General features: G+C 52.8%; 20 protein-coding genes. 5 read left to right on the forward strand and 15 right to left on the reverse strand.

Annotation, left to right across the window (positions count from 1 at the left end; translation table 11 throughout):
- Window positions 1–83 precede the first annotated feature (83 nt).
- Window positions 84–740, reverse strand: coding sequence for a ribulose-phosphate 3-epimerase (rpe, locus tag TPCCA_RS04625; protein ID WP_010882388.1), 657 nt, complete (start codon window positions 738–740; stop codon window positions 84–86).
- Between the two features lie 151 nt (window positions 741–891).
- Here rpe and rsmG point away from each other — a divergent pair, with 151 nt between their 5' ends.
- Window positions 892–1,560, forward strand: coding sequence for a 16S rRNA (guanine(527)-N(7))-methyltransferase RsmG (gene rsmG / locus TPCCA_RS04630; RefSeq protein WP_013945508.1), 669 nt, complete (start codon window positions 892–894; stop codon window positions 1,558–1,560).
- A 44-nt stretch (window positions 1,561–1,604) separates the two neighbouring features.
- On the opposite strand, the gene TPCCA_RS04635 is transcribed toward rsmG, so the two are convergent.
- From TPCCA_RS04635 to TPCCA_RS05570, 10 genes are all read right to left on the reverse strand, one after another.
- A complete protein-coding gene (locus TPCCA_RS04635) occupies window positions 1,605–2,252 on the reverse strand; it encodes a peptidylprolyl isomerase (protein ID WP_013945509.1) in 648 nt (215 codons plus the stop codon).
- Window positions 2,249–2,944, reverse strand: coding sequence for an RNA-binding cell elongation regulator Jag/EloR (jag, locus tag TPCCA_RS04640; RefSeq protein WP_013945510.1), 696 nt, complete (start codon window positions 2,942–2,944; stop codon window positions 2,249–2,251). The genes TPCCA_RS04635 and jag overlap by 4 nt, the downstream gene beginning before the upstream one ends.
- A 15-nt stretch (window positions 2,945–2,959) precedes the next feature.
- Window positions 2,960–4,828 (reverse strand): membrane protein insertase YidC, encoded by a 1,869-nt coding sequence (gene yidC / locus TPCCA_RS04645; RefSeq protein ID WP_013945511.1) that lies wholly within the window; start codon window positions 4,826–4,828, stop codon window positions 2,960–2,962.
- A complete protein-coding gene (yidD, locus tag TPCCA_RS04650) occupies window positions 4,828–5,097 on the reverse strand; it encodes a membrane protein insertion efficiency factor YidD (RefSeq protein WP_275450013.1) in 270 nt (89 codons plus the stop codon). The genes yidC and yidD overlap by 1 nt, the downstream gene beginning before the upstream one ends.
- Window positions 5,098–5,115: 18 nt before the next feature.
- Window positions 5,116–5,517, reverse strand: a complete 402-nt coding sequence (gene rnpA / locus TPCCA_RS04655) for a ribonuclease P protein component (RefSeq protein ID WP_013945513.1) — start codon at window positions 5,515–5,517, stop codon at window positions 5,116–5,118.
- A gap of 5 nt (window positions 5,518–5,522) precedes the next feature.
- A complete protein-coding gene (gene rpmH / locus TPCCA_RS05425) occupies window positions 5,523–5,678 on the reverse strand; it encodes a 50S ribosomal protein L34 (RefSeq protein WP_010882395.1) in 156 nt (51 codons plus the stop codon).
- A 120-nt stretch (window positions 5,679–5,798) separates the two neighbouring features.
- Window positions 5,799–6,836: a dienelactone hydrolase family protein gene (locus TPCCA_RS04665; protein ID WP_013945514.1), complete on the reverse strand. Its 1,038-nt coding sequence runs from the start codon at window positions 6,834–6,836 to the stop codon at window positions 5,799–5,801.
- Window positions 6,837–6,917: 81 nt separating this feature from the next.
- The gene (locus TPCCA_RS04670; protein ID WP_013945515.1) at window positions 6,918–8,096 is read right to left on the reverse strand and encodes a TraB/GumN family protein; all 1,179 of its coding nucleotides are present in this window, start codon (window positions 8,094–8,096) and stop codon (window positions 6,918–6,920) included.
- 97 nt (window positions 8,097–8,193) lie between these two features.
- On the reverse strand, window positions 8,194–9,630 hold the full coding sequence (locus tag TPCCA_RS04675; protein ID WP_013945516.1) for a tetratricopeptide repeat protein: 1,437 nt from the start codon (window positions 9,628–9,630) through the stop codon (window positions 8,194–8,196).
- Between the two features lie 71 nt (window positions 9,631–9,701).
- Complete coding sequence (locus tag TPCCA_RS05570; protein WP_245522222.1) at window positions 9,702–9,953, reverse strand: hypothetical protein; 252 nt, start codon at window positions 9,951–9,953, stop codon at window positions 9,702–9,704.
- On the opposite strand from TPCCA_RS05570, the gene TPCCA_RS05690 reads away from it, so the two are divergent.
- The 4 genes from TPCCA_RS05690 to TPCCA_RS04695 all read left to right on the forward strand — a co-directional run bounded on the left by TPCCA_RS05690 (window position 9,849) and on the right by TPCCA_RS04695 (window position 14,089).
- Window positions 9,849–10,073 (forward strand): hypothetical protein, encoded by a 225-nt coding sequence (locus TPCCA_RS05690; RefSeq protein WP_235214131.1) that lies wholly within the window; start codon window positions 9,849–9,851, stop codon window positions 10,071–10,073. The two genes, TPCCA_RS05570 and TPCCA_RS05690, sit on opposite strands and share 105 nt — an antisense overlap.
- Window positions 10,070–11,041 (forward strand): TRAP transporter TatT component family protein, encoded by a 972-nt coding sequence (locus tag TPCCA_RS04685; RefSeq protein WP_049774988.1) that lies wholly within the window; start codon window positions 10,070–10,072, stop codon window positions 11,039–11,041. Before TPCCA_RS05690 ends, TPCCA_RS04685 begins: the two co-directional genes overlap by 4 nt.
- A gap of 90 nt (window positions 11,042–11,131) precedes the next feature.
- A complete protein-coding gene (gene dctP / locus TPCCA_RS04690) occupies window positions 11,132–12,160 on the forward strand; it encodes a TRAP transporter substrate-binding protein DctP (RefSeq protein ID WP_013945519.1) in 1,029 nt (342 codons plus the stop codon).
- Between the two features lie 30 nt (window positions 12,161–12,190).
- Window positions 12,191–14,089 carry a TRAP transporter large permease subunit gene (locus tag TPCCA_RS04695; RefSeq protein ID WP_013945520.1) on the forward strand — a complete coding sequence of 633 codons (1,899 nt, stop codon included), beginning with the start codon at window positions 12,191–12,193 and terminating at the stop codon, window positions 14,087–14,089.
- A 68-nt stretch (window positions 14,090–14,157) separates the two neighbouring features.
- Here TPCCA_RS04695 and TPCCA_RS04700 read toward each other — a convergent pair whose 3' ends face one another.
- The 4 genes from TPCCA_RS04700 to TPCCA_RS04715 form a co-directional block, all read right to left on the reverse strand.
- On the reverse strand, window positions 14,158–14,547 hold the full coding sequence (locus tag TPCCA_RS04700; protein ID WP_013945521.1) for a rod-binding protein: 390 nt from the start codon (window positions 14,545–14,547) through the stop codon (window positions 14,158–14,160).
- A gap of 11 nt (window positions 14,548–14,558) precedes the next feature.
- Window positions 14,559–15,353 carry a flagellar basal-body rod protein FlgG gene (flgG, locus tag TPCCA_RS04705; RefSeq protein WP_010882404.1) on the reverse strand — a complete coding sequence of 265 codons (795 nt, stop codon included), beginning with the start codon at window positions 15,351–15,353 and terminating at the stop codon, window positions 14,559–14,561.
- Window positions 15,354–15,428: 75 nt separating this feature from the next.
- A complete protein-coding gene (gene flgF / locus TPCCA_RS04710; RefSeq protein WP_013945522.1) occupies window positions 15,429–16,244 on the reverse strand; it encodes a flagellar basal-body rod protein FlgF in 816 nt (271 codons plus the stop codon).
- An 85-nt stretch (window positions 16,245–16,329) separates the two neighbouring features.
- A complete protein-coding gene (locus tag TPCCA_RS04715) occupies window positions 16,330–17,562 on the reverse strand; it encodes an ABC transporter permease (protein ID WP_013945523.1) in 1,233 nt (410 codons plus the stop codon).
- Window positions 17,563–17,603: the final 41 nt, after the last annotated feature.

The raw sequence follows: 17,603 nt of genomic DNA on the forward strand, positions 1-17,603 counted from the left end.
GCATAGCAAGAAGCAGTATCCCCGCAGAAAAACAAGCGCTCTAGTACCCTACGAGCGACAGGGTCTCCTTACACCTGGACACCTTACGCCCCTGAACTGTCCTTGCAGAGAAGAGACCTCAAGGTACCGGAAAAAAAAGCAGAGCCTGACACTATCACATCCGCACCAGCGTCAAGCGCCTGCGGCAACGTGCGACAGTCGATGCCCCCATCAACCGAGATCATGTACGAATACCCCCGTTCGGTGCGCATCTGCACAAGTGCTGACACTTTAGAAAGGCAATGGGCAATCATCTGCTGTCCGCTAAAACCAGGATTAACCGTCATTACCAGCACTAGGTCCACGAAGGGCAGCACTTCACTGAGCGCAGCAACAGGAGTAGACGGCACGAGGCTAATACCCACCTTCACTCCCCGACCACGAATGGCATGGATAAGCCGGTGTGCATGCACCTCCGCCTCTATGTGAAAAGTTAAGAAGTCCGCGCCCGCCTGCACAAAATCCTCAATGAGGTCGGCAGGCCTACTGACCATCAGGTGAACATCAAACGGCAGGTGCGTTTTGCTACGCAAACAACGCAGCACCGGAGCACCAAACGTCAGGTTTGGCACAAAGTGCCCATCCATAACATCCAGGTGCACCCACTGTGCGCCGTGCGCTTCCAAATACACCAGCGCCCTATCGAGCGCAGAGAAATCTGCACTTAATAGTGAAGGTGCCAATGTAAAAGACCGCTCCATAGGTCCATGCTAGCAAACAAATCGAGCACCTGTAAATATGGATGCTGGCGTGAACAATCCCAAACATTCAAGACAGTGTCCTGCTTATCCTGTTGTATTTGCGCCCAAACCGATAGAAAAATATCCTTCCCGCGGGTAGGCTGACCCCGTCATGGTGACTCCGAGCCAACACGCGCTCCTTGCAGAAGGCGTAGCACACCTAACGGACGCGCGCACCGCACCTGCTCTTTGCGCTCTCCTGAAACAGTATTTGGAAGAACTTATTCTCTTTAACACGTGCGCACACCTGGTGCATGTAACACACACAGAGGAACTTATCACACACCACCTATTAGACAGCCTCAGCGCCTGGCCACATTTCACCAACGCGCGCGCTATCGCCGACATCGGATCTGGCGCGGGCTTGCCAGGGATCCCGCTTGCCTGCGCACTCGCGTTGTATGCACCAGAAACAGAACTGACGCTCATCGAGCGGCGTGAGAAACGCATAGCATTCCTTGAAAATGCCTGCGCGCGTCTGGCGCTCCCCCACCTTCGTATCGTGCACGCGGACGCGCACGACCTCACTCCCTACACGTATGACGCAATCACCTTTCGCGCTCTGTGTCCCCTCAACCACCCAACGGTATATATGCTCCTGAACAAACTGCGCCCTGGCGGCGTAATACTCGCGTACAAAGGGAAGAGAAAACTCATCGAACAGGAAACGCGTGATTTCCTCCCACAGTCTTGCTCTGTCTTCCCCCTCCATGTTCCCTTCCTCCACGAAGCACGGCACCTCGTTGCCATACACACACCCTGCGCAGCGCCTCCCCAGTGACACAGGAGTACAGCAGAGAGGAGAACATACAAACGGTGTGCCCATTACTTGGACGCTGCGGATACCCGCTTTCGTAGCTGGTCGAACTGCGCCTGATCGCAGACAAAACGCTTCGCTGCCGCACCACGGCGCACTATTTTGAGTGAGCGAATCGTATCTCCCGCTATAATTGCGTGCACCACTTCCATACCCTCAACGACTTTGCCAAACACGGTATGCTTTCCATCCAACCACGGCGTAGCCACGTGGGTAATAAAAAACTGCGAACCGTTCGTTCCTGGTCCTGCATTTGCCATTGACAACACTCCTGGGCCGTCGTGTCGCAACGCAGGATCACATTCATCGGGGAATTGATAGCCAGGACCTCCCGTCCCATTTCCCTGCGGGTCTCCCCCCTGGATCATAAAATCTTTGATAACACGGTGAAACGTTAACCCCTGATAAAAAGGACGACCCTTGCACACCGCCAACGTTCCCTCTGCTAACCCCACAAAATTACACACCGTAAGCGGCGCCTTTTCAAAAAAAAGCGAGAGAATAATCGTTCCCCGATTTGTTTCCATTACCGCATACATACCGTCAGCGACCGCCAACCCTTCCTCGCGTACCATTTTTTCCTCCGCACACCCGATCCTGCCAACGAAGCAGAACAACATCACCCCCACACAGACGCGCCACACCTGCGTATTCATATCGCACCCCCGGTGTGACACACCCGCACCTGCTTGTAAAGCCCTTCCCCCTCACTTCTGGTTTCTACCCCACTGATCCCATGCAGCGTTGTATGAATAAGCCTCCGCTCATAGGGATTCATTGGCTCCAGCAACACCGATCGCTTGCTCGCACTTACCTGATCTGCAGTAGCATATGCCATGCGGATGAGCATTTCTTCCCGTCGGATGCGGTAATTCTCACAGTCAAGCACAACCTTCACCCCTTTAGCACCAATTTTGGTAAAAAATACATTCGCTAATAGTTGCAACGCATCGAGGTTCTTCCCCTTCTTTCCAATCAAAATTGCAGAATGGCTTGAGTGCAATCTAACCACCACCCGATCTGACTCCCGTACGAAGGCATCGATTGTCACCGCGTAGCCCATTGCGTGGAATACATGAGATAAAAAAGCACGCAGCTGCGCCCCAAGATCTGCAAACTGCTGCTCACTCAACACAGAAACCGGATCGTACTGCGCATGCGTCGCATGACCCGGCGAGGCGGTGACCGCCGCTACATGCACACGAATACGCGCAAAACCCTTCTTGAAAAGAGAGGATTTTTGTATCTCCAGTATCTCCACATCAAACTGATCTGCTCCCAATCCCAGCTCTGCAGCGGCACGCGCAATGGCGTCCTGTTCTGTCTTGCCTTCAAACTCATACACCATACACCGACTCCTGCATCAGGTTTTATTCTTGTTAGCCGTACGCTTCATCACCAACTGCTGTACAAGCGTCACTCCGTTCATTGCCGTCCAATACACTAGAAGACCCGAGGGCGCATCATAAAAGAAAAAGAAAAAGAACAACGGCATCACATAGGTCATAATCGTCATGGATGTTTTTTGCTGCTCTGTGTGCGGTACCTGCGTCAACTTACTAAACATAATTTGAGAGACTACATACAAAACTGGCAGCATACGCATTTGAGTCCACTGTGTCACCGGCAATGCGAACGGCAGTGTCCACACGCTGTCTGCCAACGAAAGATCAGGAATCCAATACGGGATAAACATCGCACCACGGAACTCGAAGTAGTTATTGAATAACCGATACATCGCAAAAATAATAGGCATCTGTACAAGCGTTGGGAGACAGCCTGAAAGCGGATTGTACTGCGCTTCCCGGTAGAGTTTCGCCATTTCCTCATGTATCTTCTGCGTATTCCCTTTGTACCGCTCTTGAATACGCTGCATGTGTGGCTGCAGTTCTTGCATCTTTTGCATAGCGATAAAGCTCCTTTTCGTCAGCGGGAAAAAGAGCACCTTTATTGCAATCGTCACCAAAATAATTGCCACGCCCCAATTAGGAATGAGGGTGTAAAACAAACGCAGGAGCCACTTAAGGAGCACCTCAAGCGGATAGAGAATACCACCGCTTACTGCCACCGCATCGATATACGTGCGCTCAAGCCCATAGGGATTTCGAGAGGAAACGTTGTACGCACTCAAATACTGCTCTGCGCACGGGCCGATGTACACACGATAAACATCTGCAACCGCAGGCTGCGCAACAGCGCGGCGCACAAACGCGATGTGATGCTGCACAGCTGTTTCAGCTTGGGGAGCCGATAGCACTAGTCTTTTCAGACTGTCCGCATCATTGGGCAAAACGATGAGCGCAAAGTACTTACCCGAGACACTCGCCCAAGAGACAGGCGTATCTACCTGTTCACGTCCATCTCCTTTCAGAGCATACGTTTTCGCCTTGCCACCAGCACCTACCATGAAGGTGCGAAACTCATACTTGTCCGCCGCATTCCGCTCAGGCCCGATCTCAGGCGGTGTGCGCAGGGTATAACTTGCTGCCCCAAAGTCAAAGCCATTCGCCCGCGCAAGAACAGTAGTCGCTGGGCCAGCATTCGTCTCCGCCACCGCGCGCACCTTCGCCCCTTGCTGGCTGTCTTCCCGCTCCTCTAGAACATCTGCACTCAGGGAAACGTGCAACTCAAACATGTAATTATCAGGATAGAATACGTATCGCTTCGCCAGCACGAAAGGAGTCCGTGTACCGTCAGCATGCTGCGTGGCAACACTGCGGTAAAAACCTATGGAATGCACGCCACGCGCGTCTATCTCCTGCTTTACTTGGAAAAGTGCATTCACATTCGGAGCATACTCGTCCCCCAGCGCGAGCGAGAAAGCTCGATGGTCTGGACGTGCCTGTTCCACCATTTCTACGTACTCACGTCGTTGCGCCGCATAGTGCTCACGCAACTGATACGAAAGAATATCTCCACCACGATTGGTAAACGTCACTTGCACTAGCGGGGTGCGTACCACATACGTGCGCTCTACACGCTCTTCAGTTTCTGATTCGGGGAACACCAGCACCTGGCCGGAAGGATGCGCAGCAGGCTGCGTGGTCTCTTGCGTATCTGCTGCACCCCCGTGAGCACTTTGAATGCGCGTCTCCTCAGGTACGGCCGACAGGGTGTGTTTCGCAGCAGAGTGCGAGGAGGATGCAGACGGATACAAAAGTTCCTGAAGGAACGAAGCTCCCACAAGCACTAACACCGACAATACGACTGCAATAAACATATTTTTTTTCATCACGAACACTCCTGCGCGTCTGTTTGCAATGGGAGTACGTCCTTTGTTGGTACTGGGTCGTAACCACCTCGAGCAAAAGGATGACAACGTACAATTCTCTTTACAGTAAGAAAAAGACCCCATACACATCCATGTACTCGCACGCTCTCATAGGCATACTGCGAGCAACTCGGATAATAACGGCACGAAGGCAAAAGGTGAGGGGAAAGAGCGCGCTGGTAAAAACGGATCAGCGCGAGCAACAATCCACTAAATACCCATGCACACAAACGACGCACACTCACGGCCTATTCCTGCCTTTCAGCGGTAAATTCAGAGAACAGACGCGCGCGATCGCACAACACGCACAGCAGCCGCTGATACGCCGCAAGGCTGTCTTCCACAACGGAAACCAAGAGGACCAAATCAAAACCTGGAACGAGAGAACTTTTGAGCGCACGGTACGCCTCTTTCGAAAGCCGTCGTGCGCGATTGCGCGCGACGGCTTTTCCATAGCCGCGCCGAAATGTAGCAAGGAACCGACTACACGTACACCCGTTTGGCAACACAAAAAGACACGCGCGCCCGTAGCAAAACCTACGTCCCTGTTTGAACACTGCACGCACCCGGCAGGAACCGCGCAACCGTTCGCAGGCATCAAACGTAACGCGGACGGTGGAACAACGCGAAGAAACGCGTGAGGCAGCCACAAGGCCTAGTAAGGTTTTTTCTCGTCAGAAACGGTGAGCTTGCGTCGTCCCTTCGCACGACGACGCCGGAGTATCGCGCGCCCACCACGCGTTGCCATGCGCGCGCGAAAGCCAAATTTCCGCACGCGTTTCCGCCTGCTTGGTTGATAGGTCCGCTTCACCGATTTCTCCTCCCCCTGCTAAGAACACGAGGGTCCACTCTGTACCAAAGGTACCGGAGGCGTCAAGATCCCCTTCTTGTAGGGGGAACCGGCTCCTCGGGAGGAGCCGCGTCAGCACCTTTAATTCGAAATGTTTTGCTCACAGAAAAAGGGATAGGAGTGTGCGCGCCCCGTTTCTTGCGATAAGTGAGGCTTTAAATTCCGGAACGGTCTCCCATGTTCATTAAATAAGGCGCGATATCCCTCTTCTTCCCGCAAAAAAAGGCGAAACCAGGCTGATATCAGGCGACGGTACAACGCGAACGATTCCACACTCAGCGTTTTGTTGTACGTAAATCCCCACACTTCAAAATATTTATCCGTCCCCGCCCCATGTCCCATACCTTTTAGCGACAAAAAGCACGCAGGCACATCCTGTGGTAAACACTGAAAGAACTCATACGACCGTTCAGGATATGCCAACATATCCTTTGTTCCCGTCAGAATCAGCACCGCAGCACGTACCGAGCGCAAATCAGTTCCCAGTTGCTCGTTTTTTCCCCCAACCATGTTCACCATATCAGCGCCCCCGTTAAAGGGATGCAACGCAACTACCGTTCGAATACGCTCAGGGTACCGATTTGCATAGTGCAGGGCAGCTGTACCACCCATCGAGTGTCCCAACACCCCTACACGCGTAAAATCAACCTTTCGATACAGAGGAGAGCCCTCCTGCTCATTTACGCGCTGCATAAGCGCATAGACACTATCAAACGTACTCAAAAAATCGGGTGGCCGCCGCTGAGCTCGCGACGTAAACACCACCGTGACAAATCCCTGTGCAGCCAGAAAGCGCGCTAACGCACGCTGATAATCTTGCGTGCTATTCCATCCGTGCGAAAGCATGACAAGCGGATACGTACCCTGATGCGCTGGATAATACACCGAGGCAGGATAACGCAGATGCACTCGGTCAGTGAGTTGCTCATCAAACTGATTATCACGCACAGTACGCTTGTGCATTTTATTCAGAAGAGAGACATCATCGTTACACGCCGCCACTTCGAAGACTTCTTGGAAAGTAAGATCCTGCGCACGCAAGAAAAACGAGAAGAAAATACTAAATGCCAACCCACACCATTTTTTCATCACACACCCGCACAGAAACAAGCATAGCAACGCCGCCGCTTACACGCCCGCTCCGTTTGCCCGTGACCGCTCCATCACTTTACACGTGCTGCAGCACGTCCTTACCGTCACTTAGCGAAACAGATTCATCAGCAGCATCGGCACTGAAATTAAACTGCCAATCATTGCCCCTATGCTTGAAAGCACCACCACTAACAGTACATGCGCAAACTTATTGCGATACCAGCCACGGAACGTAACAATATCGTCTGCCAGGCGCTCCATATCCGCCACTTGCGGCCGGCACACCCATGCCTGCGCAAAACCCGTAAACAAACCCACCCCGATCATCGGCGTGAGTACTGCAATTGGCGCCCCCACAAAACCCACCACTATGCTGAGCGGATGTCCGAGTGCACACAACGCCCCCAGTGCTGTCATACTCCCGCTCCACCACAGCCACTGCATCAGTGCATCGCGCGATGCGCCTACGCCGCCAGCAAAAAAGCATGTCACCACTACCCCCACCAGCAGCAACGGAAACAGCCAACCTAACAGCTGCCCCGCATGCGGAGAACTACCCACCGTTTCTAGATTCGCCACTTCAGCCGTGCGTGCTCCGCACGCAAACTCATACAAACACCGTTGCACACCCGCCACGCTCCCTGCGCTGACTACTGCCATTACCACTTGGCTGTCCGCCGCCCAAATTTTGGAAGCCAGATATTGGTTCCGCTCGTCCACCAATACCCCCTTTACCGCTGGTAGGAACGAGACAATCTCTTGCATTAACCCATCCATCGCGCCGTGCGCACACAGTACCGCAACGCGCTGCTCACTCAACTGTTCCCCGGTAAACGCCACACTCAGCAACACTGCCAGCAGCTTTGCTCGGCCCCAGGGATTTAACACGCGCCAGGCACGTCTGAGCGTCACCTCAATAGACCGATCGATATACGCTACCTGGGCAGAAAGCTCCGCTGCCACCTCAATTGCCGCTTTCACTTCATCCCCAAGTCTTACGCCAGTACCGGAACTCAGACGTTTCTGAAACGCAGACAGGGCTAGAGTACTGAGGAGAAAGAAGCCTTTCCCTTCACGCAAAACTCGCGCAAGGTCATATTCCTGCCACTGGCGCATCCCCAAGAGGTCCTGCGCACGCGCATCGTCCACTTCCACACACACACACTGCGGACGCCTCGCACGAATCGTGCGACGCACGCACTCAACGGCTTCCTGAGAAGTACAGGCTACCCCCATAAGCACCACACGGCGAGACCCGAACTCAAGACACGTCAGCTGGTGATCCATAACCACTTTTAAAGGTAACCTTTACCCGAGACTCACGCCATCAACTAGTCGCACCTCGCCGAATGTCCCTCCCACACACGGTGGCGCCCAAAACGGCCTAGGGATTCGTACGCAGCGACGATGACCTCCTTCGTAAACGCCCAAGAGCACTCACCGCAAGTCGGTGCTCAAAGGAAGAAGGAGCACGCGCCGATTCTACTTCACCGTAATGTTTCTCGGCAAGCAGATGCCGCCCCCCGAGTTCGTAAAAAAAGGCAAGGTAAAACGAGTACCTTATACGCTGGGGCACCGACTTAATTTTAGATATACGGGAAGCCATATCCTGTTCCCCACTCAAATCGACAAACAAGCGACACAAAAAATACTCCACTTCCCGTCGCGTTCTATCTACGGTCCGAATAAACGTCCGCATAAAGTGCTGCGCCTTGTGTGCCTGACCCATCTGACACAAACACAGCGCCGTCATGAGCGCATACGAGATATTCGTTGGGGCGTAGGTAAGCGCAGTTGCAAAAGCCTCACGCGCCTCTTCCCACCGCTGCTGCTCCCAAAATAGCACTCCTAAGCTTTCGAAAGAAAAATGGTATTTCGGATACAGCTGCACCGCGCGCTGATAGTGCTCAATCGCTTTCTCCGCTCGCCCGAGCTCGTCGTAAATTCCCCCCAGATAAATGTGGGCAAAATACGCATCAGCAGAAAGCGCCACTGCGCGCTCGAACGCCGCTGCCGCACGCTCCTTTTTCCCCGCCTGGGACAAATACGTGCCGAGATCTGTCCAATATGCAGGATCGTGCGGATCAAGCTGCACCACACGTTCCAGATCCCTAATAGCTTCGAGCACTCGGTTCGTTTCCGCTTTCACCCGCGCACATTCTGCAAGCGCGCGCTCATGTTCAGGCGTATCCTGCAGTACCTGTCGGTACTGTGCCTCTGCCTCTTGCATCTTTCCCTGCAGATAGTACACCTTCCCCAAACCTACCCGCGCGTCCTGCGCACGCGGCTCCACGCGCAGCGCGCGCGAGAAAGCCTGCACCGCCTGGGCATAATCATTAACACTTAAAAAATCGTAACCGCGTTCAGTCAGTGCCCACAGATCGTGCGGATCCTGCGCAAGAATCTTTTCTACGTACTGTTTCTTCTTGCGCACATCTCGTTTCGCCTGCGCTATCATTGCGTGTGCGTACCACAGTTGCACCGTTTCAGAAGCCGTAGGACCGTCCTGCCCAAGCTTTTCTGCAAGCTCCTGCGCGTGCGTCAATTTCCCTGCGGAAATGAGCGTAGAAAGATACAGGTATTGGATACGCTTTTCGGCACGATGCTCAGGGCTCAACGTATCGAACAGCTGCAACGCCTCTTCCCACCGCTGCTTTTCCAACAACCCACTGAGCTGAGCTGCAAAACGGATATTAGGATTTTCGCTTTTTAAAAGCTGTGCCCGCTCGCTCTCCCGAGCGCTGTTCGATCCAGTACTAACACAAGATACAAAGAGCGCACCTAAGAGCACACTCACCTTAAAAAGAGTGCCATACCGCACACCGACCCCCTGTACCGCACGCTGCCGACACCCGCGCGTCGCTGAATTCTCGGCGTCTTTCTTTTACCTTTTTATTTAAATCGCAGAGGAACTTTCCTGGAGCTCCCCCACAAGAGCCATGCCCTTGACCTGAGAGGGAAAATCAGCTTATGCTTCCGCCGATGGCGTGCGGGGAGTCCTGGGAAGAGCTCAAATATCGTGAAGTTTTTGAGGAAGAATTGAGCGCGCTCGAGCACCGTCGCCAGCGCGATCCGACGTGCAGCGTCTCGGATATCGAGGCGGTTCTGGAAACTCTTTATCTCATGGATGGGAATAATCAGGATGGGCGTGGGAACCCCCGTCAAATCGGTCTGGACGCTACCATAGCCGCGTACGAGCAGTTTCTGTGCGAGTGGAGACGCCAGCTGAGCACTGCCTCGCCCCTGAGCATGGAAAAGAAATGAAACACCCCTCGGTGCGCGTATGCTGCTTTGCGTTCGCGTCCTGTCTTCTTTGTGCAGGCTGCTCACTGAAAAGGCTCGCCTTTTCCTCTCTCTCCCACACGCTCGCTCCCTTTCCTGAGGGGGAACTGGACGCGCACCTTTCGGACGCCGATTTTACGCGCGTTTTCACCGAGGAAGATGATCTTGATTTAGTCGCCCAGTCCCTCCCACTGGTGCTCAAGGTGTACGAAGCGCTGCATCTGCAGAATCCCGCGCACCGAGGACTGTCCCTCGCTGTCGGCAGGCTCTATATCATGTACGCTAATGCTTTTGTCCAGACCCCTGCTCAGTATTTGCCAGAAGACGAGTTTGAGGCGCAGAACGAAGCCTATTCGCGCGCGAGGAAACTGTATTTGCGTGGCGCGCGCTATGCGCTCTCCTCGCTAGAAACCGCATATCCGGGCTTCACCCGTGAGGTATTCTCCGGGGATGAGCAACGGTTGCACAAGGTACTTTCTCGCTGTACGCGTGTGGATGTGGGCACCCTTTACTGGGTAGGTACGGGGTACGTGGCGGCGTTCGCCCTTACCCCTCTGGGAAGCGCGCTCCCAGACACCGTGCATGCGGCGGTGATGATGCTTGAGAGAGCCTGCGATCTGTGGCCTTCGTATCAGGAAGGAGCAGTCTGGAACGTACTGACCAAGTTTTACGCCGCAGCACCAAAGTCTTTCGGTGGGGGGATGGAGAAGGCACATACCGCGTTCGAACACCTTACGCGGTACTGCAGCGCGCACGACCCTGATCACCACATCACATACGCTGATGCGCTGTGCATACCCCTTAACAATCGTGCAGGTTTTGACGAGGCACTCGATCGCGCTCTTGCCATTGACCCTGAGTCGGTGCCGCATAATAAACTACTGGTGATCCTTTCTCAAAAGCGTGCACGTTGGTTAAAGGCGCACGTGCAGGATTTTTTCTTGGATTGAGAATAAGCAGAATTCGTGGTGCAGGTAGTCTCCCTGCACAGGACGCGCGTTCTTGTGTAAAAAATTACTTTCTGCAAAAGGAATGTCTGTATGCGAACGTACTTTTTCATGAGTGTCTGCTCGGTACTCACCTGTTTTGGCCTCTATGCAAAAGAAAAAGTGGTGTTGAAGATCGCTTCCATTGCCCCTGCACGCTCCATCTGGGAAACGGAGCTGAAAAAGCTTTCAGCAGAATGGAGTGAAATTACTGGCGGTCTGGTGTCCATGAAGTTTTATAACATGAGTTCGCTCGGAGGAGAACGAGAGGGAATTAGAAAATTAAAATCCAGTCGTCCTGGTCAGGCAGCTCCTCTTGATGGAGCTGTTTTCAGTTGTTTAGGTCTGAGCGAACTCGCGCCAGATTCCGGTATCTATACGCTCTCGGTCCCCTTTCTCATTCAAAATGAGAAAGATTTAGAACGAGTTCTGCATGAGCTGCGCGAAGATTTAGACAGACCCTTCCGCGCAGCAGGTTTTCGCGTCATCACGTGGACGAACGCCGGTTGGCTTTCTTTTTACACACGCGCGCCGTACGCATCGTTAGGACAATTAAAAAAACAGACTATCGCCCTTTCCAGCCTAGACAGCTCGGTCCTCGGTACCTGTCTTAGAATATGCGGTTTTGACATCAAAGATGCACCGAACGAGCGCTTTGCACCGTTACTGAAAGCAGGTAGCATCGACGGTTTTCTTTCAGTGCATTTGTTCACCTGGGCAACCGGTTTTTACCGGTACATTTCGTACGCGCTCGACACTAAGATTTGTCCTGCGGTAATCGGTATGCTCATCTCAGACGGGTCATGGGCGCGAATCCCATCGCGCTACCACGACGCTATGCTCCAGGCAGCTACACGCGTAAGACAGCGCCTAGCTAATAACCTTGAGACACTTGATCGCGAATGCAGCAACAATATACAGAAAGCCGGGGTCTCCATCGTCCGTCTTACCCCGCAGGAAATACAGGAATGGCGTACCGAGTTCGCTGCAGACGTCAAGCGCATCCAGGCGCGCTTACCTGGCATGTTGAACATGACTTTGTACGAGAAGATCAAACACCTCTTGTACAGCGCACAGCGCTGAGCTTAGCCGGTATAAGGGGAAGGCGATGTCATGAAGGGTGCACGGGGACAACTGGTTTTGCGCAGCATAGCGCTTCTGCTCATTGGGGCGCTCATGCTGCTGCCGTTAATGCTTTTTTTAATTGAACGGATATTCGGTTTTCTTGCGCGGGGCGTAGGTTCCGAGGTGTTCTCCGCGCACGAGGACTTCATTTTCCTTTTTTTCTCCTCTTCTGACGCCGCGGTTGCACAGTTAGCCTTCGTGTTTTCCTGTGTTGCAGGCATTTACGCTGCGCGTGAACGTAAACACTTGGGTGTCACCCTGTTCTCGTGCGACGTGGACAGACCGATGCACCGCGTTCTTTCCTTCCTCTCTGCGATCTGTACGGTGGCAGTGCTCAGCGCTTGCTTTTTTGCGTCTGGACCGAATATCGTCGCAGTTTTTCGCAAAGAAGAAGCTGTGTGGGGAGTGCCGTTACGCTGGATTTTTACCGCGCTGCCATGCATGTACGGCGCGCTTCTTTTTCACTACGCAAGAGAAGTCAAGTTTCGTACGTGCGTCATCGTTGGACTTTTAGTTGGCGTGCTGATAAGCACAGGATCCATCGCCTCTGTGCTTTTCCATCTCTTTGACCTGACCGTACCCCTGCTGGATAGTGTCTTTCACGGCTGGGTAGCAGTGGGTACACGACTCTTTTGGCCGTTCGTGCTTCTCCTTCTTCTGCTCGCTGCACAGGGTCTCCCGCTTTTTATTACGCTGCTTGCCATCGCGTATCTGGCGCTGAGCGTCGATGGAGGATACGTGGATACCCTTCCTCTCGAGGGGTACAAGATCCTCACGGATACGGGAGGAATCGTAGCGATTCCGCTTTTTACCACTGCAAGTCTGCTGCTTGCACGCGGCAGTACTGGAACGCGTCTGCTTCGCTTGGTAAAAGAAGCGGTGGGCTGGCTGCGTGGAGGAGCAGCAGTTGCCTGCGTGGCAGTAGCGGCGCTGTTTACGTCATTAACCGGTGTATCGGGGGTGACAATCTTGGCCCTAGGAAGCTTATTCAAGCTGATTCTCACGGGTAACAAATACCCCGAGCACGATGCAGAAGCGCTCATTACCTCCTCTGGCGCCATCGGACTCCTATTTCCACCCAGTGCAGCGATTATCATTTTTGGCGCAACTAACATTCTTACCGTACATATTGTGGATTTGTTCAAAGGTGCATTGCTTCCCGGGACATTACTTGCGCTTTCTGCCATGTGCTTAGGGGTGGCAAAAGATCGCACACAGGTCCGTCCATCCTTCTCCTGGCGGTTGCTTGTCCGTGCCGTAAGAGGAAGCGTATTTGACCTTGCCCTGCCAGTGTGTATTAGCCTGGGCTATTTTTCCGGTACGCTCAACCTGCTGCAGTGCGCGTCGCTGACAACTCTCCTGGCTTTTGTATTAGGTACGTGGGTGCGCAGGGATTTCACCGTGAAGGAAGCTTGCGCAACCGCCCTTGAGAGTTTGCCTATCGTCGGTGGCATTTTAATCATTGTCGCAGCAGCGAAGGGGCTGTCCTTCTACCTGGTGGATGCAAACGTACCGGACACCCTCATCGCGTTTCTGCAGCATGCAATTTCATCAAAGTATGCGTTTTTGCTCCTTTTAAATGTACTGCTGCTGGGTGTCGGGTGTATCATGGATCTGTATTCGGCGATCCTGGTAATTTCTCCCCTAGTGCTACCCCTTGCAGTGCATTTTGGGGTACATCCGGTGCACGTGAGCGTCGTTTTCCTGATGAACCTTGAGCTAGGTGCGCTGACCCCGCCGATTGGAATGAACTTGTTCATCGCGAGTTTTGCATTCGAAAAACCGATTGTGCATCTCACGCGCGCTATTGCACCCTTCTTGCTAGCACAACTGGGAGTGCTTCTTCTTACAACTTACATACCATGGCTCAGCACTGCATTCCTGTAGCACCGCGTTCCGGCCACAAGTCTGAAAAAGTTGAAAAGAAACGCCGCAGGCATGCTGCGATCCCCGTTTTATGCGCCGGGTGCAGCCTCCCTGCGGGGATTCAATTGTCTGTATACCTTTTCCGCCAGGCCGAATCCACCCTGCGCGGCTAGCTGCGCACTAAAATGCTCATAGAGGGCGTCTTCGTATAACCTTCCTGAAAAACTCTGTTCACCTGCAAGCGTCTGCCCGCTCAACGTCTCGCGCATAGACTGCACCATCACTCTCACAAACAGCGTTTCAAGCTCCCGAGCTTGAGTGTACAGCGCATCATTCTTTTCTGCAGAACAGGCAGCACCTTGCTGCGCAGCGGACAAGCATGCCGCGAAAGAACCACTACCTTCCATTTTCCCTGTCTTAGACAGGGAAACGGAAGGAACAGACTGCATCCCCAATGACAATACACGGTGCACGTTCACCTTTCAGTCTCCTAACGCTTGAGCGCCACTGCTGTGCCGAGCATGTTGTCACTCGTTTGAATTGCTTTTGAATTAAACTCATACGCACGCTGGGCGACAATCATGTTCACCATTTCACTTACTGTAGACACGTTTGACATTTCCAAAAACTTATGCTCAACCTTTCCGAATCCTTCAAAACCCGGCCTTCCGGGAATTGGCTGGCCGGACGCAGGTGTTTGGGTAAACACATTCCCCCCCTCTGCTGCAAGCCCCGCATTGTTCGCGAAGCGATACAGCTCAAGCTGTCCTACCTCAACCGGATCTCCCTGTTCTCCGACTCGCACCGTAACGCGCCCATCTTTGCTAATAGCGATACTGTGTTCTACGTAGTTTTCGGGAAAAATAATCTCTGGAACGAGACGCAACCCGTTTGAGGTCACCAATTGCCGCTCCGCATCCACCTTGAACGAACCGTCGCGGGTATAAGCATAGGTTCCGTCATATTGCAGTACGCGAAAAAACCCCTCACCCGCAATAGCCACATCTCCGCTCACGCCCGTGTGCTGGAGCGAACCTTGTTCGAAGAGGCGCTGCGTTGCAGCGAGTTTCACCCCGTGTCCCATCCGTACCCCAACAGGGGTAAGTGTGTCCTCAGTTGCAGGCGTACCCGCGGTGCGTATGGTCTGATACAACAGGTCCTCGAACTCCGCACGCTGTCTTTTAAAACCAGACGTATTCACATTCGCTAGATTATTCGCTACCGTGTCGATGTTTGCCTGCTGGCCGTTCATCCCCGTAGCAGCGGTCCACAAACTTCGTACCATTCACACCTCCCTCTCACTCCGCTACACGCTATGCTCGTCTATATCTTCTTTACATTCTATAAAACATGCGGACAACTACTTTGCACGCACCACTTCGTTCCACAATCTGCCCATCATTCCATCTTCTGCTTGAATAGTTTTTTGGTTCGCCTCATACGCGCGATTCACCTCAATCATACGAACCATTTCATTGACCACGTTTACATTCGACGCCTCAACAAAACCCTGCACTGCAGCCGGACGTTCAGGACCTTCCGCAGCAATAGGGGCCCCTGAAACAGGAGTTTGCATATACGTATCAGCACCCTTCTTTTGCAGGTAACGAACATTTTCAAACGTGACAATTTTCAGCCGATCTAAAAAAAAACCGTCAACGTCTGGCCTATCTATGGGACGTACATAAATCTCCCCGTTTTGATTGATCGTATAGTATCGCTCCTGCAGAAAAAGTGGACCGTTTTCTCCCAGTACTGGATACCCATTTTTAGTCATAAGGTAACCTTCTACACCGACTAGGAAATTCCCATTCCGGGTGTACTCTTCTCCCTGTGGAGTCCTAATTACAAAAAAACCCATCCCCTCAAGCGCAATATCCGAAGGACTTTGCGTTTGTTTAAGCGAACCCTGCTCAAATTCAGTGAACAGTTCATTCACCTCAACACCGAGGCCTAACTTTCCAACTATAGGAGAAACGTCTGAAGAACCGAAAGGGTTCTTCACCACACCATCGTCGTTTACACGACGCAATAGGAGCTCTGGGAAACTCTTGTGAACTGCTACATCTCGCTTGTAGCTTGTTGTGTCTACATTCGCTAGGTTTTGCGCAATAGCATCCAGCCTGTGCTGCTGCGCGCTCATGCCACTGGCTGCGGTATACCACCCTCGGATCATACGCCCCTCCGCTCCCCCTGGTATCGGGAGATAGAAAAGGGGAATCAAGAAAATTCTTTTGTCAGTGTGACTACTTTTTTGATATTCACTGAGCAAGTGCAATAATAGGATCGAGTCTTGAGGCCTGCAGCGCTGGTTTTAATCCAAAGAAAATCCCCGCTCCCAATGACATAAAGAAGGCTGTACGCATACCCGCAGTGCTCAGACTGAAAACAACTGTTATCCCCTCTGGAGAAAACACGGAAAAGAGCCCATAACTGAGCACCATCCCAAGAATAAGGCCACACACGCACCCCGCCAGGGTTAAAAGCACCGCCTCGAGCAAAAACTGCTGAACTATTGTTGCGCACGTCGCACCGACGGCCTTGCGGAGACCGATTTCTCTGCGACGCTCGGTTACGGTTACTACCATAATGTTCATGATATTTATGCCACCGACAATCAGCGAGACTGCAGCCACAACCGACAGCACTACACTCACCATACTCAGAAAGCTGCGAAAACTTTTTATTTCCCCCGCACCGGACCAAAGGCTCACAGAACCCGATTTGTTAGAGAAAAAGTCCGAAAACTCCCGGATACGTTTTTCCGCTGCGGCAATAACCTGCACATCGCGTACGCACACCTCCACCGCGTCTGCCACACGACCTGCACCCATTTCTAGAGAAATAAACTCACGGGGGACAAAAACCCGATACGAAGGAATGCCACTAATCAAACTCCCCTTTTCCTGCAAGACGCCTACGATTTCAAATGGGAAAGACAGTGCACGTTCTGCACCCGACGCCCGGGAAAGTATGGTCACAGTCATACGTTTACCCAATGCATTCCCTTCAGGAAATAATTCTTGCGCAAGCAAACCGCCAATCACCGCACAGTGACGATGGGTCTTAAAGTCCGCTGGAGAAAAGAACGTCCCATACTCAAGCTTAAAATCTTTTAACTCCAGCCACCGCGGCTCTACTCCCGTAATGTTCCGTTCCTTTCCCCCTGTGTGAGGAGAAGAAATAAGTGCCTTGAGGGAAGAATTGTAAAACACTCCCTCTATATCCTCGCTACTTTGTACAAGTCGCGTCCGATACGACTCAGTCGGCTGAAACATGATTTCGTCCTTCACATAATCCCACTCTGGCCTGACTCGAATGAGTCGGCGCTCGCCCTCGCCAACACTCTGGGCAAGACTCGCGTAGAGAGACTCGCCGATCGAGGTAATTACCACTACCGACGCAACCCCTACCGCAATACCGAGGAACGAAAGGGTCGTCCGCAGCACACGCTGCCTGAAATACAACAGGGTGTTCACGATATCTTCAAGCATATCCCTATTTGCAGAGCCGTGCGCTCTACGCGCGCGCCTCT

This window comes from Treponema paraluiscuniculi Cuniculi A, assembly GCF_000217655.1.
Lineage (GTDB): Bacteria > Spirochaetota > Spirochaetia > Treponematales > Treponemataceae > Treponema > Treponema pallidum.